We start from the raw sequence: 15,371 nt of genomic DNA, 5'->3' as shown, positions 1-15,371 counted from the left end.
CGCGGCAGCCCCACTTATGATTGCTACTTGTAAAACTGGAGAAATTTCGCTTACAGCAGGCCATATCGTTTATGCTTTGAGCATATAGATACATGATTGAACTGTCTGACCGGTAGATGTGGTTACCTCTACCGGAACCCGTTCATACTCAGCACCTTCGAACTCATCGAGTATGTGCCAGTAATTATGTAAATTCTCTGACGTGAAAAGAAAACCCTGTACACGATTACCTGAGTCATCCAGTACAATTCCCGGATACCCCATCTCTGCACCCCAGCCTTTCTCTAATAGAGAACCACCAACGTGGCCTTCCTGCCATGTTCCCCCAATATTTTCAAGAATATGAGCATTAGGCCGACCCGGACCGAGTGTCCCGTAAACAAACAAACTTTCCATTACTCCTCCGCGTATCGCTATGAAATGATGACGTTCTTTGTATTAATTTTGATTTTCGGACTCTGGCCTGACAAATCATTTGTTCTCACAACACGCGTGAATTATGATCACGCGTATGATATTCGATCGCCTCCCCCCACTGCAGACTCTGCGCGCTTTTGAAGCCACCGCCCGCCTCTCGAGCATGACACTGGCGGCAGCGGAGTTGCACGTTACGCATGGCGCGATAAGCCGACAAATCCGGAAGCTCGAAGAGCATCTGGGGTTAAAGCTATTTTTCAGGCTGACACGACAGATAATACTGACGGAGGAAGGGGCCGAATTTCACCATGTGGTTACCCGACTTTTGGGTGATTTAATGACGGAGTCCGAGCGTCTGCGTGGAAGAAACCTGATAAAGAGTTTGCGTATAAGTACAACGGTTTCATTTGCCAGTAAGTGGTTAGCGCCGCGTCTAAGCCGGTTCAGGCAGAGATATCCTGAATTTGATATTGAGCTGGATGTTACTGACGTTAATGTAGATCTTAATGATGGTCAGGTAGATGCTGCAATTCGTTACGGCCTCGGCAATTATCGAGATGTTTCGTCTGAACGTATGTTCGATGAAACAGTCACCCCTGTCTGTAGCCCAGATTTTCTTAAGAAACATAATGGTCTGACAGAGGTTAAGGAACTTTTAAACTGCGTTCTTCTTCATGAGTACAGAATGCTGGCGAACTGGAAGGCATGGTTTGAGTTGGCCGGAGAAAAAAATTTTAGCTATCAGCAGGGGCCATTATGGACTCTAGGCAGTATGGCGACTGAGGCTGCTATACGTGGCGAAGGTGTTGCTCTGGGACGCAGTGTTCTGATTGCAGATGATGTAGCTGCTGGAAGGCTTGTTGTTCCATTTCCACAGTACAAACTTAAGGCTGAGCGGGGTTACGATTTAGTCTACCGGTCAGATAATCAGGATTCATTAAAAATAGGCATTCTAAGACAATGGATCTCTGAAGAAATGAGTTTGCTGAAAGATTGAATGGTGCTCTAAGAAAAGTCCGCTCCTGGCACAAAGCGGACCAGGACATCACGAAAATTTATCGAACTCTAAGCAGATCTTAATATCTCGTCGTATTTTGCCACTGTTGCTGAATGCCCTATCCGGTAAAGTTCTGCTACGGGAGGATGAATCTGCCCGCAGCAGAAATGGATTGTTTTAACCTTCCCTGTTCACGCACAGAGCAAACGGCCCGGGAAGATTTTTTCCCGTGTTCAGCCTGTCTGAAACCCAAGCATTTCATCACGCCCTGCTTTTGACTGAAGATTATTTTGCACCTGGTGAGCGAGTTGAGAGCATCAGAAACATGCGAATCGCTCAGTCCTCCATGGGCAAACAGAAAGCCTACTACTCTTTATCGAGTATCGGCTCCAGATTTAACGCAGCTGTAAAACGTGCTGGTATTCGCCGCCGGAATCCGTACCATACGCGGCATACTTTTGCCTGCTGGCTTTTATCTGCCGGCGCTAACCCCTCTTTCATAGCCAGCCAGATGGGGCATGAAAACGCGCAAATGGTTTATGAAGTCTACGGTGCGTGGATTGAAGAAATGAATGGCGAACAGGTGCTGATGCTTAACGATAAGCTGGCACGCTGAAAAATTTTGCCCCTATTATGCCCCTACTGGCTCCGAAGGTAGTAATAAATGCAAGAAAATCAAGAGATTAACAAAAAAGAGCAATATAACCTCAACAAACTGCAAAAGCGACTGCGCCGTAACGTGGGCGAAGCCATTGCAGACTTCAACATGATTGAAGAAGGCGATCGCATCATGGTTTGCCTGTCAGGGGGTAAAGACAGCTACACCATGCTGGAGATCCTGCGTAATCTTCAGCAAAGTGCACCGGTGAAATTTTCCCTGGTGGCGGTCAACCTTGACCAGAAACAGCCGGGTTTCCCGGAGCACATTCTGCCGGAATACCTCGAAAATCTGGGCGTTGAGTACAAAATCGTCGAAGAAAATACCTACGGCATTGTGAAAGAGAAAATCCCGGAAGGGAAAACCACCTGCTCACTCTGCTCTCGTCTGCGCCGCGGCATTCTGTATCGTACCGCGACGGAGCTGGGCGCGACCAAAATTGCGCTGGGCCATCACCGCGACGATATCCTGCAAACGCTGTTCCTCAACATGTTCTACGGCGGCAAGATGAAAGGCATGCCGCCTAAACTGATGAGTGATGACGGTAAACACATTGTGATCCGCCCGCTTGCCTACTGTCGTGAAAAAGACATCGAGCGTTTTTCTCAGGCTAAAGGGTTCCCGATCATTCCATGTAACCTTTGCGGCTCTCAGCCTAACCTGCAGCGTCAGGTGATTGGCGACATGCTGCGCGACTGGGATAAGCGTTATCCGGGTCGTATCGAAACCATGTTCAGCGCGATGCAGAACGTCGTCCCTTCCCATCTCGCGGATGTTGAACTGTTCGACTTCAAAGGCATCAATCATGACTCAGACGTGGTGAATGGCGGCGACCTGGCGTTTGATCGGGAAGATATTCCCATGCAGCCAGCCGGCTGGCAGCCGGAAGAAGATGATAGTCAGTTTGAAGAGTTGCGGCTGAACGTGCTTGAAGTGAAGTAAGCGATTAGCGTCTCAGAAACATCTTCTGAGACGCTTCATTCTTTATTTCAGCAGACGTACGCGACAGGTTTTACCCTTAATTTTCCCGTTCTGCAGCTGCTTCCATGCCTTATGGGCCACCGCCTGGCGAACCGCAACGTAGACATGCGCCGGATGGACCGCAATCTTACCGATATCCGCTCCGTCCAGACCCACATCCCCGGTCAGCGCGCCTAATACGTCACCTGGACGCATCTTTGCTTTTTTACCGCCATCAATGCACAGCGTCGCCATTTCGGCTTCCAGCGGCACCAGGCTGACGCCAGCAGGGGCATTCATCCAGTTCAGCTTAATCTGCAGCATCTCAGAGAGAATGTTGGCGCGCTGCGCCTCTTCCGGTGCGCAGAGGCTGATCGCCAGACCGCTGTTCCCTGCTCGTGCGGTACGGCCAATACGGTGCACGTGCACTTCAGGATCCCACGCCAGCTCGAAGTTCACCACCAGCTCAAGGGATTTAATATCCAGACCGCGCGCAGCGACGTCGGTTGCGACAAGAACACGGCTGCTGCCGTTAGCGAAACGGACCAGCGTCTGATCGCGATCGCGCTGTTCCAGATCGCCATGCAGCGACAACGCGCTCTGCCCGGCGGCATTGAGGGCATCACAGACTGACTGACAGTCTTTTTTGGTATTACAGAACACCACGCAGGACGCAGGCTGATGCTGGCTCAGCAATTTCTGCAGGAGCGGGATTTTCCCCTGCTGCGAGGTTTCAAAGAACTGCTGCTCGATAGCGGGCAGCGCATCTACGCTGTCGATTTCAATGGTGAGTGGATCTTTCTGCACGCGTCCGCTGATGGCGGCGATAGCGTCCGGCCAGGTCGCAGAGAACAGCAGCGTCTGGCGATCGGCCGGTGCAAAACGAATCACCTCGTCAATCGCATCGCTGAAGCCCATATCCAGCATCCGATCTGCCTCATCCATCACCAGCGTTTGTAACGCATCCAGCGAGACGGTGCCTTTTTGCAGGTGATCCAGAAGGCGGCCAGGCGTGGCGACAATAATGTGCGGCGCATGCTGGAGTGAATCACGCTGGGCGCCGAACGGCTGTCCGCCACAGAGGGTTAAAATCTTGGTGTTGGGCAGGAAACGCGCCAGGCGACGCAGTTCACCCGCAACCTGGTCTGCCAGTTCGCGGGTCGGGCACAGCACCAGTGACTGGGTCTGAAAAAGCGCCGCATCAATGTGCTGCAACAGGCCAAGGCCAAATGCCGCCGTTTTCCCGCTGCCCGTTTTCGCCTGTACGCGCACGTCACGGCCCTCGAGGATAGCGGGCAACGCGGCCGCCTGAACAGGCGTCATCGTGAGGTATCCCAACTCGTTGAGGTTATCGAGTTGGGCAGCGGGTAGAACATTCAGGGTAGAAAAAGCGGTCACAATAGTCTCTCGTGGTCATCTTTGCGGTCAGATGGCGCGTATCCTCGCAGATCTCGCGGTCCGATGCGACAATTTAATCGGTTCTTCATCTGGCGGCGGATCGGGCATCGGCTGCGGGCGCGGGATGGGATCGGGCATTGGCACCGGATCGCTGGGGATAGGATCGGATTGACGCGATTGTTGCAGTAGCAGAGCGTTCAGGATGCTCATCATTCCCTCCAGAATTTACTGTCGTCCCTTTTAGGGTAGACGCTGAGAATCTGGAGGCAAAAAAAAAGCCGACTATAAAGTCGGCGTCGTACGAATCAATTGTGCTATGCAGTAATTCAAAAAAAGGAAGTAAGACAATATGGAGCGCAACGCCCATCGCTTGACGTTGCATTCACCTGCGGGAGTAATATTGCACCTTACGGGGTAGATGTTTATTGACTTCGCTCAATTAAAAGAGCGTTTTGATCTCCGTAAAAGCTGAAAAAAGCGTAAATTTACAGCCATTTACTACGATGCAACCACCATGCAACACCACCAATCAAAACAACTAACATGACGCAAAACGCGGTAAAGCCGTAGTGATAAGCGCCCCCCGGAATTCCGCCCAGGTTCACGCCAAACAGCCCGGTAAGAAACGTGCTGGGTAAAAACACCATCGCCATCAGGGACATCGTATAGGTTCTTCTCGCCAGCGACTCCTGCATCACCTGCGCGATTTCATCCGCCATCACCGCCGTTCTGGCAATACAGGAATCAATCTCGTCCAGCCCGCGCCCCAGCCTGTCGGCAATATCCTGCATTCTGCGTCGCTGATCGTCATTCATCCAGGTGAGCCTTTCGCTGGCAAGACGCGCGTACACGTCGCGCTGCGGCGTCATATAGCGGCGCATCACAATCAACTGCTTACGCAACAGGGCCAGAAAACCGCGCGGTGGGATCTGCTGATCGAGCAGGTTATCTTCCAGGTCGATGATTTTGTCGTGAAGCTCTTCAATAAACTCGCTCGCATGATCGGTAAGCGCGTCACAGACGTCCACCAGCCAGCTGCCGCAGTCGACCGGCCCGGTGCCCTCTTTCAGATCGTTGACGATGTCATCCAGCGCGAGGACTTTACGCTGCCGGGTGGAGACGATCAGCCCATCGTCCATATAAACACGCATCGCAACCAGCTGGTCCGGACGCTCATCCGTGCTTCCGTTAATACAGCGCAGGGTGATCAGCGTACCGTCACCCATTCGACTCACGCGGGGCCGCAGGCTTTCACCTGCCAGCGCATCGCGCACGTTGTTAGGCAGGAGCGGGGTCGAAGCCAGCCAGTCAGCGCTGTCCGTATGGGTATAGTTCAGATGCAGCCAGCAGGGATGCGCACTGTCGATCACATCATTGTCTTCCAGCGGCCGCGCACCGCCGCGACCGTCCAGCACCCACGCAAAAACTGCGTCAGGAACGTTAAGTTCAGATCCTTTAATGCTTTCCACAGCGCCTCCACCTTTTTAGCTCTTTCGGTGTCAGTCTAGCTGTCATCAGGGGTTAAGCAACAACTATGTATCCCATCGCGCTGATATCGCTCAGGAATTGGCCAGAGGTGTAAAAAAGCCTGGCATGCCAGGCTTTGCGGTTATGTTACATCGAGTGCTCGGGCCGCTGAAGGAAGGATGGTGAACAGCCAGGTGATGCGGAAGAGGAACCCGGGTCAAGCCTGAAATTACGCGTGCGGGCCTGCAGCTCAATCACCTGATTGCGCAGTACATCAGAGGAACCGTTGAGTTCTTCTGCCATTGCCACGTTACTTTGCGTGACCCGCTCCAGCTCCGATAGCGCCAGCGTAATCTGAGAAATCCCTTTCTCCTGCTCTGACGTCGACGCCGAGATGTCGTCCATCAACCGGCTGACATTCCCCGAGCCGGTCACGATTTCATGCATGTTTTTCTCTGCCTGTGAAACAACGCTGGCCCCCTGAGTGACGTTATTGCTGGTGACGTCAATCAGCGTTTTGATATTCTTCGCGGCCTCTGCGCTGCGGTGTGCCAGGTGTCTTACCTCTTCCGCGACCACAGAAAACCCCTTTCCGTGATCGCCCGCCCTCGCCGCCTCAACGGCTGCGTTGAGCGCCAGGATATTCGTCTGAAACGCAATGCCGTCAATGAGCGAAATAATCTCCGTCATCTGCTGTGCGCATTCGGTAATAGACTGCATATTGCTGGCGACCTGCCCCATCAGCTCACCGCCCTTGCGCGCCTGTAACGTCGCCACAGTGGCCTGCTCGCTCGCCAGGCGGGTGTTATCAGCATTGTTTTTCGTGCTCGCGGCCATTTGCTCCATGCTGGCTGCGGTTTGCACTAAAGACGCAGACTGCTGTTCGGTTTTCACCGAAAGCTGAGCGCTACGTGTCGAGAGTTGATCCGATAAGGTCATGGCGCTTTGCGATGACGCCCTGATCTCGCGCACCAGCGTCGCAATGTTGCCGGAAAGGCTATTGATCCCCGGGATGAGTCGGCCCGCACAGTTGTTGCCAAACTCAGGGATAGAGACGCCAAGGTTACCTGCTGTCACCTCTTCAATACTTTTCTTCACCGTATTGATCGGCGTCACAAGATACTTCGTCATATAGACCCACAGCAAAAATAGCCCAACGAAGTTGATAACATTAAGCGAAATAAAGAGAGAAGGATTGCTGGAAATTAGAACAACGACACCTGCATTCACCAAAAAAAGAGATAAAAGGAACCCAATAATAAAGGTCCTGACACTAATATTTTTTAGCATGATAATACCCACGTTTTATATTTTGGTCGGCATTAAGACTTATAGCATTGGCCCAGAAGTTTTTCATCGCAAACAACGCTTGTTTTTGGTTTCGCCGTTAGCATCCTGAGATTTGTCTTAAGTCAGATAAAAAGAGCGTATTAGTGAAAATGTTCTGCGCAGGATGCTGTGATACTGGTCTCCAGCCATCTTAAGCGATAGTATCGCCCGCGGTGAGACGATACGATCGCCCTCATATTTAAGGAGCTTTGCTACTGTTATTCGTTTTTGTTTAGCAATGCTTAATACATTAACAAATAGAATATATTTTATATTCTTAATAAGTTTTAGAGTATTAATATGACTGGTCATTGTTCACGATAAATAACTACTATGGTTTTAATGCGCATGTTCGTTGCCCGATAAAGATGTACCCGGCAGGCGAAATCGGTGACCCTCTCAGGCGTGGGATTGCATAATGCTCAATATATCGTGGGACCCTGTGTTAATCGCTATCTCTTATCTGGTGGCGTTTATCGCCTCCTTTGTGGCGCTGGACAGCGCCGGAAAGATCCCCCTTTCCAGCCGCAAGGCTGCCCTGTTCTGGCGCATTGCCGGTGGGGTTACGCTGGGCATTGGCATTTGGTCAATGCACTTTATCGGCATGCTGTCGATGCAAATGCCCATGATGATGAGCTACGACCTCTGGTTAACCCTTGCGTCCCTGGGCGTCGCGGTGGTTGCATCGGCCACGGCCCTTAATATTGCCGTCACGGGCAAAAAACGTTCTCCCTTTCGACTGATCCTCGCCACGGCAATTCTGAGCGCGGGCGTGGTGTCTATGCACTACATCGGTATGGCGGCCCTGATGCTGGATGGCAGCATCATCTGGGATCGCAGCATTGTGGCGGTATCCGTGGTTATTGCCGTTGTTGCCTCCGGCACGGCGCTGTGGCTGGCTTTCCGTCTGCGGGATAACCACAAAGGCGTCTTTATCGATCGCGTTCTCGCGGCCTTCGTCATGGGCGCCGCAATTTGCGCGATGCACTATACCGGCATGAGTGCCGCGCAGTTTCAGGAGATGGCGCACACTCTCCCCGGTGGGATTGGCGAGCTGGGGCTATCGATCTGGGTTTCAGTCACCACGCTCTGCCTGCTCGGCGTGATGTTGATCATTTCACTTATCGATTCTCACCGCCGCACCAGTCGGCTGACGGATAATCTGCAGCAGCTCAACCGTCAGCTTGAGCTACAGGCGCGTTTTGACGCGCTCACCGGGCTCGCAAACCGCCACCAGATGGATCTCCGCATGCAGGATTGTCTGCGCAGCGCGCTGCTCAGCAAGAAGCCATTTGCCGTTATTTTCCTGAACGTCGATCACTTCAAGCGCGTTAACGACACCTGGGGTCACAGCGTCGGTGATGAGCTATTGATCACCGTTGCGCAGCGCATCACGGCCCGACTCACGCGTGAGATGACCCTGGCAAGGCTGGGAGGAGACGCCTTTATCCTGCTGGTGCCTGAATGTGATGACGACAAGCTCAACGCCCTGCTCACCTCGTTGCTGGGGGATGTACGACGTCCCCTGTCTATCTGCGGACATACGTTGAGCACGTCGATTAGCGCGGGCGTCAGCCTCTATCCTCAGGATGGCGAAACGCTGCACGAGCTGAAGCTCAAGGCGGATGCAGCCTTACATCATGTCAAAGAAGATGGCCGCAACGGCTGGGCGATTTACCGGGCCGAGATGTCAACGGCGATCCCGGCGAAACCCGGTTTCCTTCAGGAGCTCTCTCAGGCGCTTGAACGCGATCAGTTTGAACTGTGGTACCAGCCAACCTGGCATGCGCAAGAAAAAACGATTCATGGTTTTGAAGCCCTTCTGCGCTGGCGCCATCCTGAACAAGGGGTTGTGCTGCCACATCTTTTTATCCCCTCGCTGGAACAAACAGGCTTAATCATTCCGGTAGGTAACTGGGCCATTGAAGCGGCATGCCGACAGCTGCATTTCTGGACTGAACAAGGGTTCAGCCAGTGGACGTTGTCGCTCAACCTCTCCCCCGTCCAGTTCGAACAGCCGGACATTTTCCATATCATTTCGTCGATGCTGGAAAAATATAACCTGTCTCCGTCCCGTCTGATCCTTGAGGTAACGGAGAGCACCGCGCTTAAAAATCTCGACCGCAGTATTGAGTTGCTCAATGCGTTTAATCATGCGGGGATTACCGTCTCGATTGATGATTTTGGTACGGGCTATTCCAACCTGCTGATGCTGAGCGTGCTGCCGGCTAAAGAACTTAAGATCGACAGAAGCTTTGTGACCTCAATGCTGGAAAATGAAAAAAGCTACAAGCTGGTTGAAACCATCATCAGTATCGCCCGGACCATGGAGATGAATGTGGTGGCAGAAGGGATCGAAACGGAGGAACAGCAGGCGGTTCTCACCCGTCTCGGCTGCGATTACCTGCAGGGATACCTTTTTTCCCGCCCCTTACCTGCCGAACAGGTGCCGTGGCTGCTTCTGCAAATAAACTCGGATAAACAAATTATACCAATTGGTAAAATTCATTCGGAACATGCATTTGCTTCACAAAAAAACCATGCCTGACGGGATTTTGTAGAGTATGTTTCAAAGGAGTACACGCGAGTCAATTCTGTCATGACTGTCGGCCACAGTGTGCCAATGAACAGGAAATGCCTATGTCGCAACCTTGTTTTGATGCGTTGAATGTAATTAAAACACCCGTGTGGCTCATTTCACCCGTGTCGGAACAGATTATTTTTGCGAATGTGGCCGCAACGCAGGTCATGGGGGATAAAACGCTCGATGACCTGCGCAAAGGGATCTACTCTGCCAGTGCGCAAACCCTCCTGTCGATGTATGTACCTGAACTGAAAACAGAGCAGGAGATCGTCGAAATCTGGACGCTAAGCAGAGATGGACTAGATACGCCGTTAAGCTGTCGCCTCTCGCTTGCCCACTACGCTCCCTGGGGAGATGTGATTGTTTTCGAGGGGATCTCCCCACAAATACTCTCAGGATTGAAGGCCAGCCGCTCCGCCACCTACCGCCGGAAAAAACAGGGTTTTTATGCGCGCTTTTTTCTGACCAACAGCGCCCCGATGCTGCTAATCGATCCTGCCCGCGATGGTCAAATCGTCGATGCGAATCTGGCCGCGCTCAATTTTTATGGCTATTCACATGATGACATGTGCAGCAAACATACCTGGGAAATCAATACCCTGGGGCGAGATGTGATGCCCATTATGACTGCGATTGCCGCACTGCCCGGCGGACATAAGCCGCTCAATTTTGTTCACCGCCTTGCGGATGGATCCACCCGCCACGTTCAGACGTATGCCGGGCCCATTGAGATCTACGGTGACAAGCTGATGCTGTGCATCATCCACGATATCACCGAGCAAAAAAGGCTGGAGCAGGAGCTGGAACATGCGGCATTACGTGACTCCATGACCGGGTTACTCAACCGGCGGCAGTTCTACGCAATTACCGATCAAAGCAACCTGAATACACTTCCTGCGCAGCAGCAATTTAGCCTGCTGCTGGTGGACACCGATCATTTCAAAAACATTAACGATCTGTTCGGTCATCTGAAAGGTGATGAGGTGCTTATCGCCCTCTCGCGAACGCTGGAAGCCTGTAGCCGGGAGAACGACATGGTGTTCCGCTGGGGGGGCGAAGAGTTCGTCATCCTACTGCCGCATACCCCTCTCGATACCGCGCTGCAGATTGCCGAATCGATCCGTGCAGCCGTTGCCCGCATTACGATCCCGGGCTTACCGCGCTTTACCGTCAGCATTGGCGTGGCGCGGCACGATCAGGGGGAGAGTATTGACGAGCTGTTTAAGCGTGTGGACGATGCGCTATATCGCGCTAAAAATGACGGACGCAATAAAGTCCTTGCTGCATGAAACTGGAGTATCCAGGAAAGCCCCGCTACAATGCCCACCTCGAATCAATTAGCTTCAGGTGGGTTAAAGCTGCAATGGGAAAAACCGAAATAATACTCACCTTAATTATTTTGCTCCTTATTATATTTGGCTTCTGGTTTATTTTTAGCGGTGAGATCTGGTATCTCGTCGAATTTCTTGAAAATAGCTTATACCCGACCTTCGACGCACCGTAACGCACGTTTAATCGCTTGTTTCACCTACCGAATATGTCAGGTATCTGCTTCCCTTACTGCCGCGTAAAATACGCAGCGTTATCCTCCAACAATGTTGATAACGAATCACTTATTCATTTGCTTATGTTGCCCGTGCTCTGACGGGCTTTTTTATTTCCGGCAATTCAGCCATGCCAGGCTATATCTTAATCATCTTTATTAAAAAAGGTAAGGAATGATGAGCAAGAAGATCCTGATGCTGGTTGGCGATTACGCCGAAGATTACGAAACCATGGTGCCTTTTCAGGCTTTGCAGATGATTGGTCATCAGGTGGATGCGGTCTGCCCCGACAAACCGAAGGGCGACTACATCATGACGGCAATCCATGACTTTGACGGCGCCCAGACCTATAGCGAAAAACCGGGTCACCGGTTTACCCTCAACGCCGATTTTTCCACCGTAAAGGAGCAGGATTACGACGCGCTGCTCATCCCCGGCGGGAGAGCGCCCGAGTATCTGCGGTTAAATGAGGACGTGTTAAAGCTGGTGCAGGCATTTGACGCCGCGCGTAAGCCGATTGCTGCGGTGTGCCACGGCCCACAGCTGCTGGCTGCCGCAGGTATCCTGAAGGGACGAACCTGTAGCGCCTATCCGGCCTGTGCGCCTGAGGTACGCCTCGCGGGTGGACACTACGCCACTATCGGCATCGATCAGGCCCATGTAGACGGCAACCTGGTGACGGCACCCGCCTGGCCCGCGCATCCGCAGTGGCTGGCGAAGTTTAATGCGCTGTTAGAATAATAGAGATCTGGCATCAGGCCACGCATAACGGATGAAGCGGTACCGCGTAGTGCAGAACTGGCGCGATAATGCGCCAGTTCTCATTAAACGTCAGTGGCTGGTTATGTAACCGTCATATAAGAGCATGACTGATTGGACCTGATTCAGGCGATATTCCTCACACTACCTTGCCGCCAGCTTCATCACCGCCTCCGGGTAACGATCACCGATAATCGCATCCGGTGAAAATACCTGTTCCAGCGTCTCCAGCTCGTTATCGGTTAGGGCGATATCCAGCATTTGCAGATTTTCCGCAATGCGGGACGGACGACTCATCCCCAGCAGCGGCACAATATCTTCCCCTCGGGACAAAAGCCAGGCGACGGATAGCTGTGCCGGAGAACATCCCCGGGCAGCGGCGAGCGCTTTAAGCACCTCGACCGGTTGCAGGTTATGTTCCAGATTTTGCCCCTGTATGCGGGGTACCGAGAATACACCCGTTTGCTGTGCCGATGCGCTCGTCAGATTTCCGGTGAGAAGTCCATCCGCCAGAATGCGGTACGGCACGACTGCAATGCCAAGCTCACGCGCAGCAGGCAGGATTTCCGATTCGATAAAACGGCAGGCCAGCGAATATTCAATCTCCAGCGCGCTGACCGGATGAATCTGGTGGGCGCGGCGCAGGTGATCTGCATTCACTTCAGAGACACCCAGATAGCGCACCTTACCTTCTTTGATCAGATCGGCCACGGCGCCAATGGTATCCTCCCATGGTACAGAGGGATCGAGACGGCTTGGCTGATAAAGGTCGATAACCTCCACTCCCAGACGTTGCAACGAGTAGGAAGCGAAATTTTTTATGGCTTCAGGACGACCATCCACACCGAGAAACGCGCCGGACGGTGAGAACATCGCACCACATTTGACGCTAAGAAACGCCTGTTCCCGTCGCCCCTTGATCGCCTGCCCAACCAGCATTTCAGCGCGTCCCATACCATAAAAGTCGGCGATATCCAGAAACCCTATCCCGGCATCCAGCGCTGCCTGCAAGGTAGCAATACTCTCTTTATCATTGTATGGTTTTCTCATCGCCATCTGCATCGTGCCAAAACCCAGTCTCGACACCAGCGGCCCATTATTGCCCAGTACGGTCATTTTCATGGTGATACTCCAGTCATCAGATTAACGCATTGCAATCCAAACCTCTTATGCGGATAAAGAGGTAACGCTGACACAGAAACCGACAATATCTCTACCGTGATAAAGATTGCGCAGTTCAACGTTAAGCCCATGCGATGTCGCAATGCTTTTCACTATTGCCAACCCTAAACCGCTGCCATGGATCTCTGTCGTGTTGAATCTGGAAAAGCGGTCAAACGCATGCTGAATATTCTCTTCGGGAATGCCCGGCCCATTATCAATAATCTCAATAACCGTACTGGCAGCCACTTTTTTCAATACGACATCAACCACCGTACCCTCTGGCGTATGACGCATCGCGTTGCCAATTAAATTGTCGAATAAGCTTCGTAGCTCTGAATGGTTTCCACGTATTGTCAGTCCTTCATAGCCAGTGAAACCAATATCAATTCTCCGGCTATCGGCCAGCACCATCAGGTGTTCGATACTCTCTTTTAATAGCTGGTTGAGATCGATGGTTTCCACCGTTTTTAATGCCGCATTATCACCTTCCTGCCGGCTCAGACTTAATAATTGCCCCACCAGATTTCGGGTTCTTAGCACCCCAGACTCCAGCTGCATAAAACGCTCTCGCGCCTCATCAGAAATCATATACGGTCTTAAATTCTCAAGCTGCAGGCTGATGGCGGTGATCGGCGTTCGCAACTCATGCGCCGAATCCTGTAGAAAACGGCGCTGAATGCTGATGGCATTACTGAGCCGATCCAGCACGCTATGATAAGCGTCTACCATCGGCACAATCTCATCAGGAATACGGTTCATGTAATCTTGGGAAAAATCATCCGTCTCCTGTGAGGCGATAAAATACGATACATTCTTCAGGTTAACCGATACCCGTCTCACCCCCCACCATAGCACGCCAAATGAGAATGGAAGCAGCATCACCAGAGGGATCACGTCAGAGATCGCGCGACGAAGGATGAGCTTTTGTATATAGCGGATGTTATGGATTACCTGAATCATGCCTATCTGGCTATTCTTTGCCCCTGCGCGCGTATAGACGCGCCAACGCTGGTTGCTACGAGGACCCGTGCTAACCGTATACAGGCCGGGCTTTGCGTTAAGAGGAATGGCCAGTTGCGGCCAGGAGCTGGCCTGGATTCGTCCTTCCTTATCCCAGATCTGAACAATAAAGGTTTCTTTTTTTTCTATTTTGGTGATATCAACGGATCTTAATTCGGGTATTTGCTGATTTGTTGCATAGGCATCAGCTAAAGTACGTAGTTGTTCATCTTTAAGCGTTTCAATTAATGAATCATAACTACAATAAAAGTACCAGGCGACACCACTAATAGTTAACAAGTGGATCAGCACCAGGCTGCACAATAATTTATTGCGTAAAGAGCGCGTAACGAATTGATATATTTTACGGTTCATATAATACGCACCCGCCATCCCAGGCCACGCACATTATTAATAAACTCATTACCCAGCTTACGCCGCATGCCATGTATTAAGACATCAATCGCATTACTGGTCACCTCCTCGCCCCAGCCGTAAATACGGTTCTCTAGTTGCTCGCGCGACAAAATCGCGCCAGGACGTTCAAGCAGGGCATAAAGCAACGCATATTCACGAGCGGTAAGTTGCTCACGGCGGCCCTGGTAAATGACTTCACGGGTAACCATATCCAGCTGAACGCTTTTTGTTCCTATAACCGAATCTGCCGCACCGTGATTCCTGCGAATAATCGCTCTCATACGCGCCAGTACTTCCTGAAAATCAAAGGGTTTGAGTAAATAATCATCGGCGCCGGTGTCCAGCCCACGAATACGATCTTCAAGGCTATCCCTGGCAGTCAAAATTAATACCGGCTTCACGTCACCTTGCATTCGCGCTTTATGCAGAATATTCATTCCGTCATCATGCGGAAGGCCGAGATCTAATAAGATGCAGGTATAATCGCCATCAATCCATGCACGTAGCGCCAGAGTGCCATCTTTTACCCAATCAACCGACCAGCCCACGCCTTCCAGCGCCCGCTTTAGGTTTGCCCCAATCATGACATCATCTTCTATCAGAAGTGCTCGCATATTTTTCACTCAATGCCGGATGTTAATGATGATTCTACCCCGTAATTCTTAGCTGAGAATTATT

General features: G+C 51.7%; 14 protein-coding genes and 1 pseudogene. 7 read left to right on the top strand and 8 right to left on the bottom strand.

The window, feature by feature from the left end; all coding sequences use genetic code 11:
• Positions 1–69: 69 nt before the first annotated feature.
• Entirely contained in the window at positions 70–396 is a 327-nt protein-coding gene (locus V4835_RS11025; protein ID WP_331412164.1) for a gamma-glutamylcyclotransferase family protein, read from the bottom strand.
• Between the two features lie 103 nt (positions 397–499).
• On the opposite strand from V4835_RS11025, the gene gcvA reads away from it, so the two are divergent.
• The 3 genes and pseudogenes from gcvA to ttcA all read left to right on the top strand — a co-directional run bounded on the left by gcvA (position 500) and on the right by ttcA (position 3,014).
• Complete coding sequence (gene gcvA / locus V4835_RS11020) at positions 500–1,414, top strand: transcriptional regulator GcvA (protein ID WP_331412163.1); 915 nt, start codon at positions 500–502, stop codon at positions 1,412–1,414.
• Positions 1,415–1,763: 349 nt separating this feature from the next.
• Positions 1,764–2,030, top strand: a pseudogene (locus V4835_RS11015) (tyrosine-type recombinase/integrase); the annotation flags it as partial.
• Positions 2,031–2,078: 48 nt separating this feature from the next.
• Positions 2,079–3,014 (top strand): tRNA 2-thiocytidine(32) synthetase TtcA, encoded by a 936-nt coding sequence (gene ttcA, locus V4835_RS11010; RefSeq protein ID WP_257261100.1) that lies wholly within the window; start codon positions 2,079–2,081, stop codon positions 3,012–3,014.
• Positions 3,015–3,056: 42 nt separating this feature from the next.
• On the opposite strand, the gene dbpA is transcribed toward ttcA, so the two are convergent.
• The 4 genes from dbpA to V4835_RS10990 form a co-directional block, all read right to left on the bottom strand.
• The gene (gene dbpA, locus V4835_RS11005) at positions 3,057–4,430 is read right to left on the bottom strand and encodes an ATP-dependent RNA helicase DbpA (protein ID WP_331412162.1); all 1,374 of its coding nucleotides are present in this window, start codon (positions 4,428–4,430) and stop codon (positions 3,057–3,059) included.
• A gap of 27 nt (positions 4,431–4,457) precedes the next feature.
• On the bottom strand, positions 4,458–4,640 hold the full coding sequence (gene ynaL, locus V4835_RS11000; protein WP_071787463.1) for a proline-rich small protein YnaL: 183 nt from the start codon (positions 4,638–4,640) through the stop codon (positions 4,458–4,460).
• Positions 4,641–4,915: 275 nt separating this feature from the next.
• Positions 4,916–5,899 (bottom strand): zinc transporter ZntB, encoded by a 984-nt coding sequence (gene zntB, locus V4835_RS10995; protein ID WP_331412161.1) that lies wholly within the window; start codon positions 5,897–5,899, stop codon positions 4,916–4,918.
• Between the two features lie 145 nt (positions 5,900–6,044).
• Positions 6,045–7,187: a methyl-accepting chemotaxis protein gene (locus tag V4835_RS10990; protein ID WP_331412160.1), complete on the bottom strand. Its 1,143-nt coding sequence runs from the start codon at positions 7,185–7,187 to the stop codon at positions 6,045–6,047.
• 457 nt (positions 7,188–7,644) lie between these two features.
• On the opposite strand from V4835_RS10990, the gene V4835_RS10985 reads away from it, so the two are divergent.
• The 4 genes from V4835_RS10985 (at position 7,645) to V4835_RS10970 (ending at position 12,095) form a co-directional block, all read left to right on the top strand.
• Positions 7,645–9,774 (top strand): putative bifunctional diguanylate cyclase/phosphodiesterase, encoded by a 2,130-nt coding sequence (locus tag V4835_RS10985; protein WP_331412159.1) that lies wholly within the window; start codon positions 7,645–7,647, stop codon positions 9,772–9,774.
• 92 nt (positions 9,775–9,866) lie between these two features.
• Positions 9,867–11,099 carry a sensor domain-containing diguanylate cyclase gene (locus V4835_RS10980; protein WP_331412158.1) on the top strand — a complete coding sequence of 411 codons (1,233 nt, stop codon included), beginning with the start codon at positions 9,867–9,869 and terminating at the stop codon, positions 11,097–11,099.
• 74 nt (positions 11,100–11,173) lie between these two features.
• On the top strand, positions 11,174–11,314 hold the full coding sequence (locus V4835_RS10975) for an Ecr family regulatory small membrane protein (RefSeq protein ID WP_021240268.1): 141 nt from the start codon (positions 11,174–11,176) through the stop codon (positions 11,312–11,314).
• Between the two features lie 217 nt (positions 11,315–11,531).
• The gene (locus tag V4835_RS10970) at positions 11,532–12,095 is read left to right on the top strand and encodes a DJ-1/PfpI family protein (RefSeq protein ID WP_074147325.1); all 564 of its coding nucleotides are present in this window, start codon (positions 11,532–11,534) and stop codon (positions 12,093–12,095) included.
• A gap of 162 nt (positions 12,096–12,257) precedes the next feature.
• Here the strand turns inward: V4835_RS10970 and V4835_RS10965 are convergent, their stop codons facing one another.
• The 3 genes from V4835_RS10965 to V4835_RS10955 are packed head-to-tail and all read right to left on the bottom strand — an operon-like array spanning position 12,258 to position 15,307.
• On the bottom strand, positions 12,258–13,235 hold the full coding sequence (locus tag V4835_RS10965) for an aldo/keto reductase (protein ID WP_331412157.1): 978 nt from the start codon (positions 13,233–13,235) through the stop codon (positions 12,258–12,260).
• Between the two features lie 45 nt (positions 13,236–13,280).
• The gene (locus V4835_RS10960) at positions 13,281–14,651 is read right to left on the bottom strand and encodes a sensor histidine kinase (RefSeq protein ID WP_331412156.1); all 1,371 of its coding nucleotides are present in this window, start codon (positions 14,649–14,651) and stop codon (positions 13,281–13,283) included.
• Entirely contained in the window at positions 14,648–15,307 is a 660-nt protein-coding gene (locus tag V4835_RS10955; RefSeq protein ID WP_331414109.1) for a response regulator, read from the bottom strand. The genes V4835_RS10960 and V4835_RS10955 overlap by 4 nt, the downstream gene beginning before the upstream one ends.
• Positions 15,308–15,371: the final 64 nt, after the last annotated feature.

It is taken from the genome of Enterobacter cloacae complex sp. CARB60, assembly GCF_036487345.1.
Classification (GTDB): Bacteria; Pseudomonadota; Gammaproteobacteria; order Enterobacterales; family Enterobacteriaceae; genus Enterobacter; species Enterobacter asburiae_D.
Note: the sequence above shows the minus strand (reverse complement) of the source record. Positions and strands in the feature narration are given on the sequence as shown.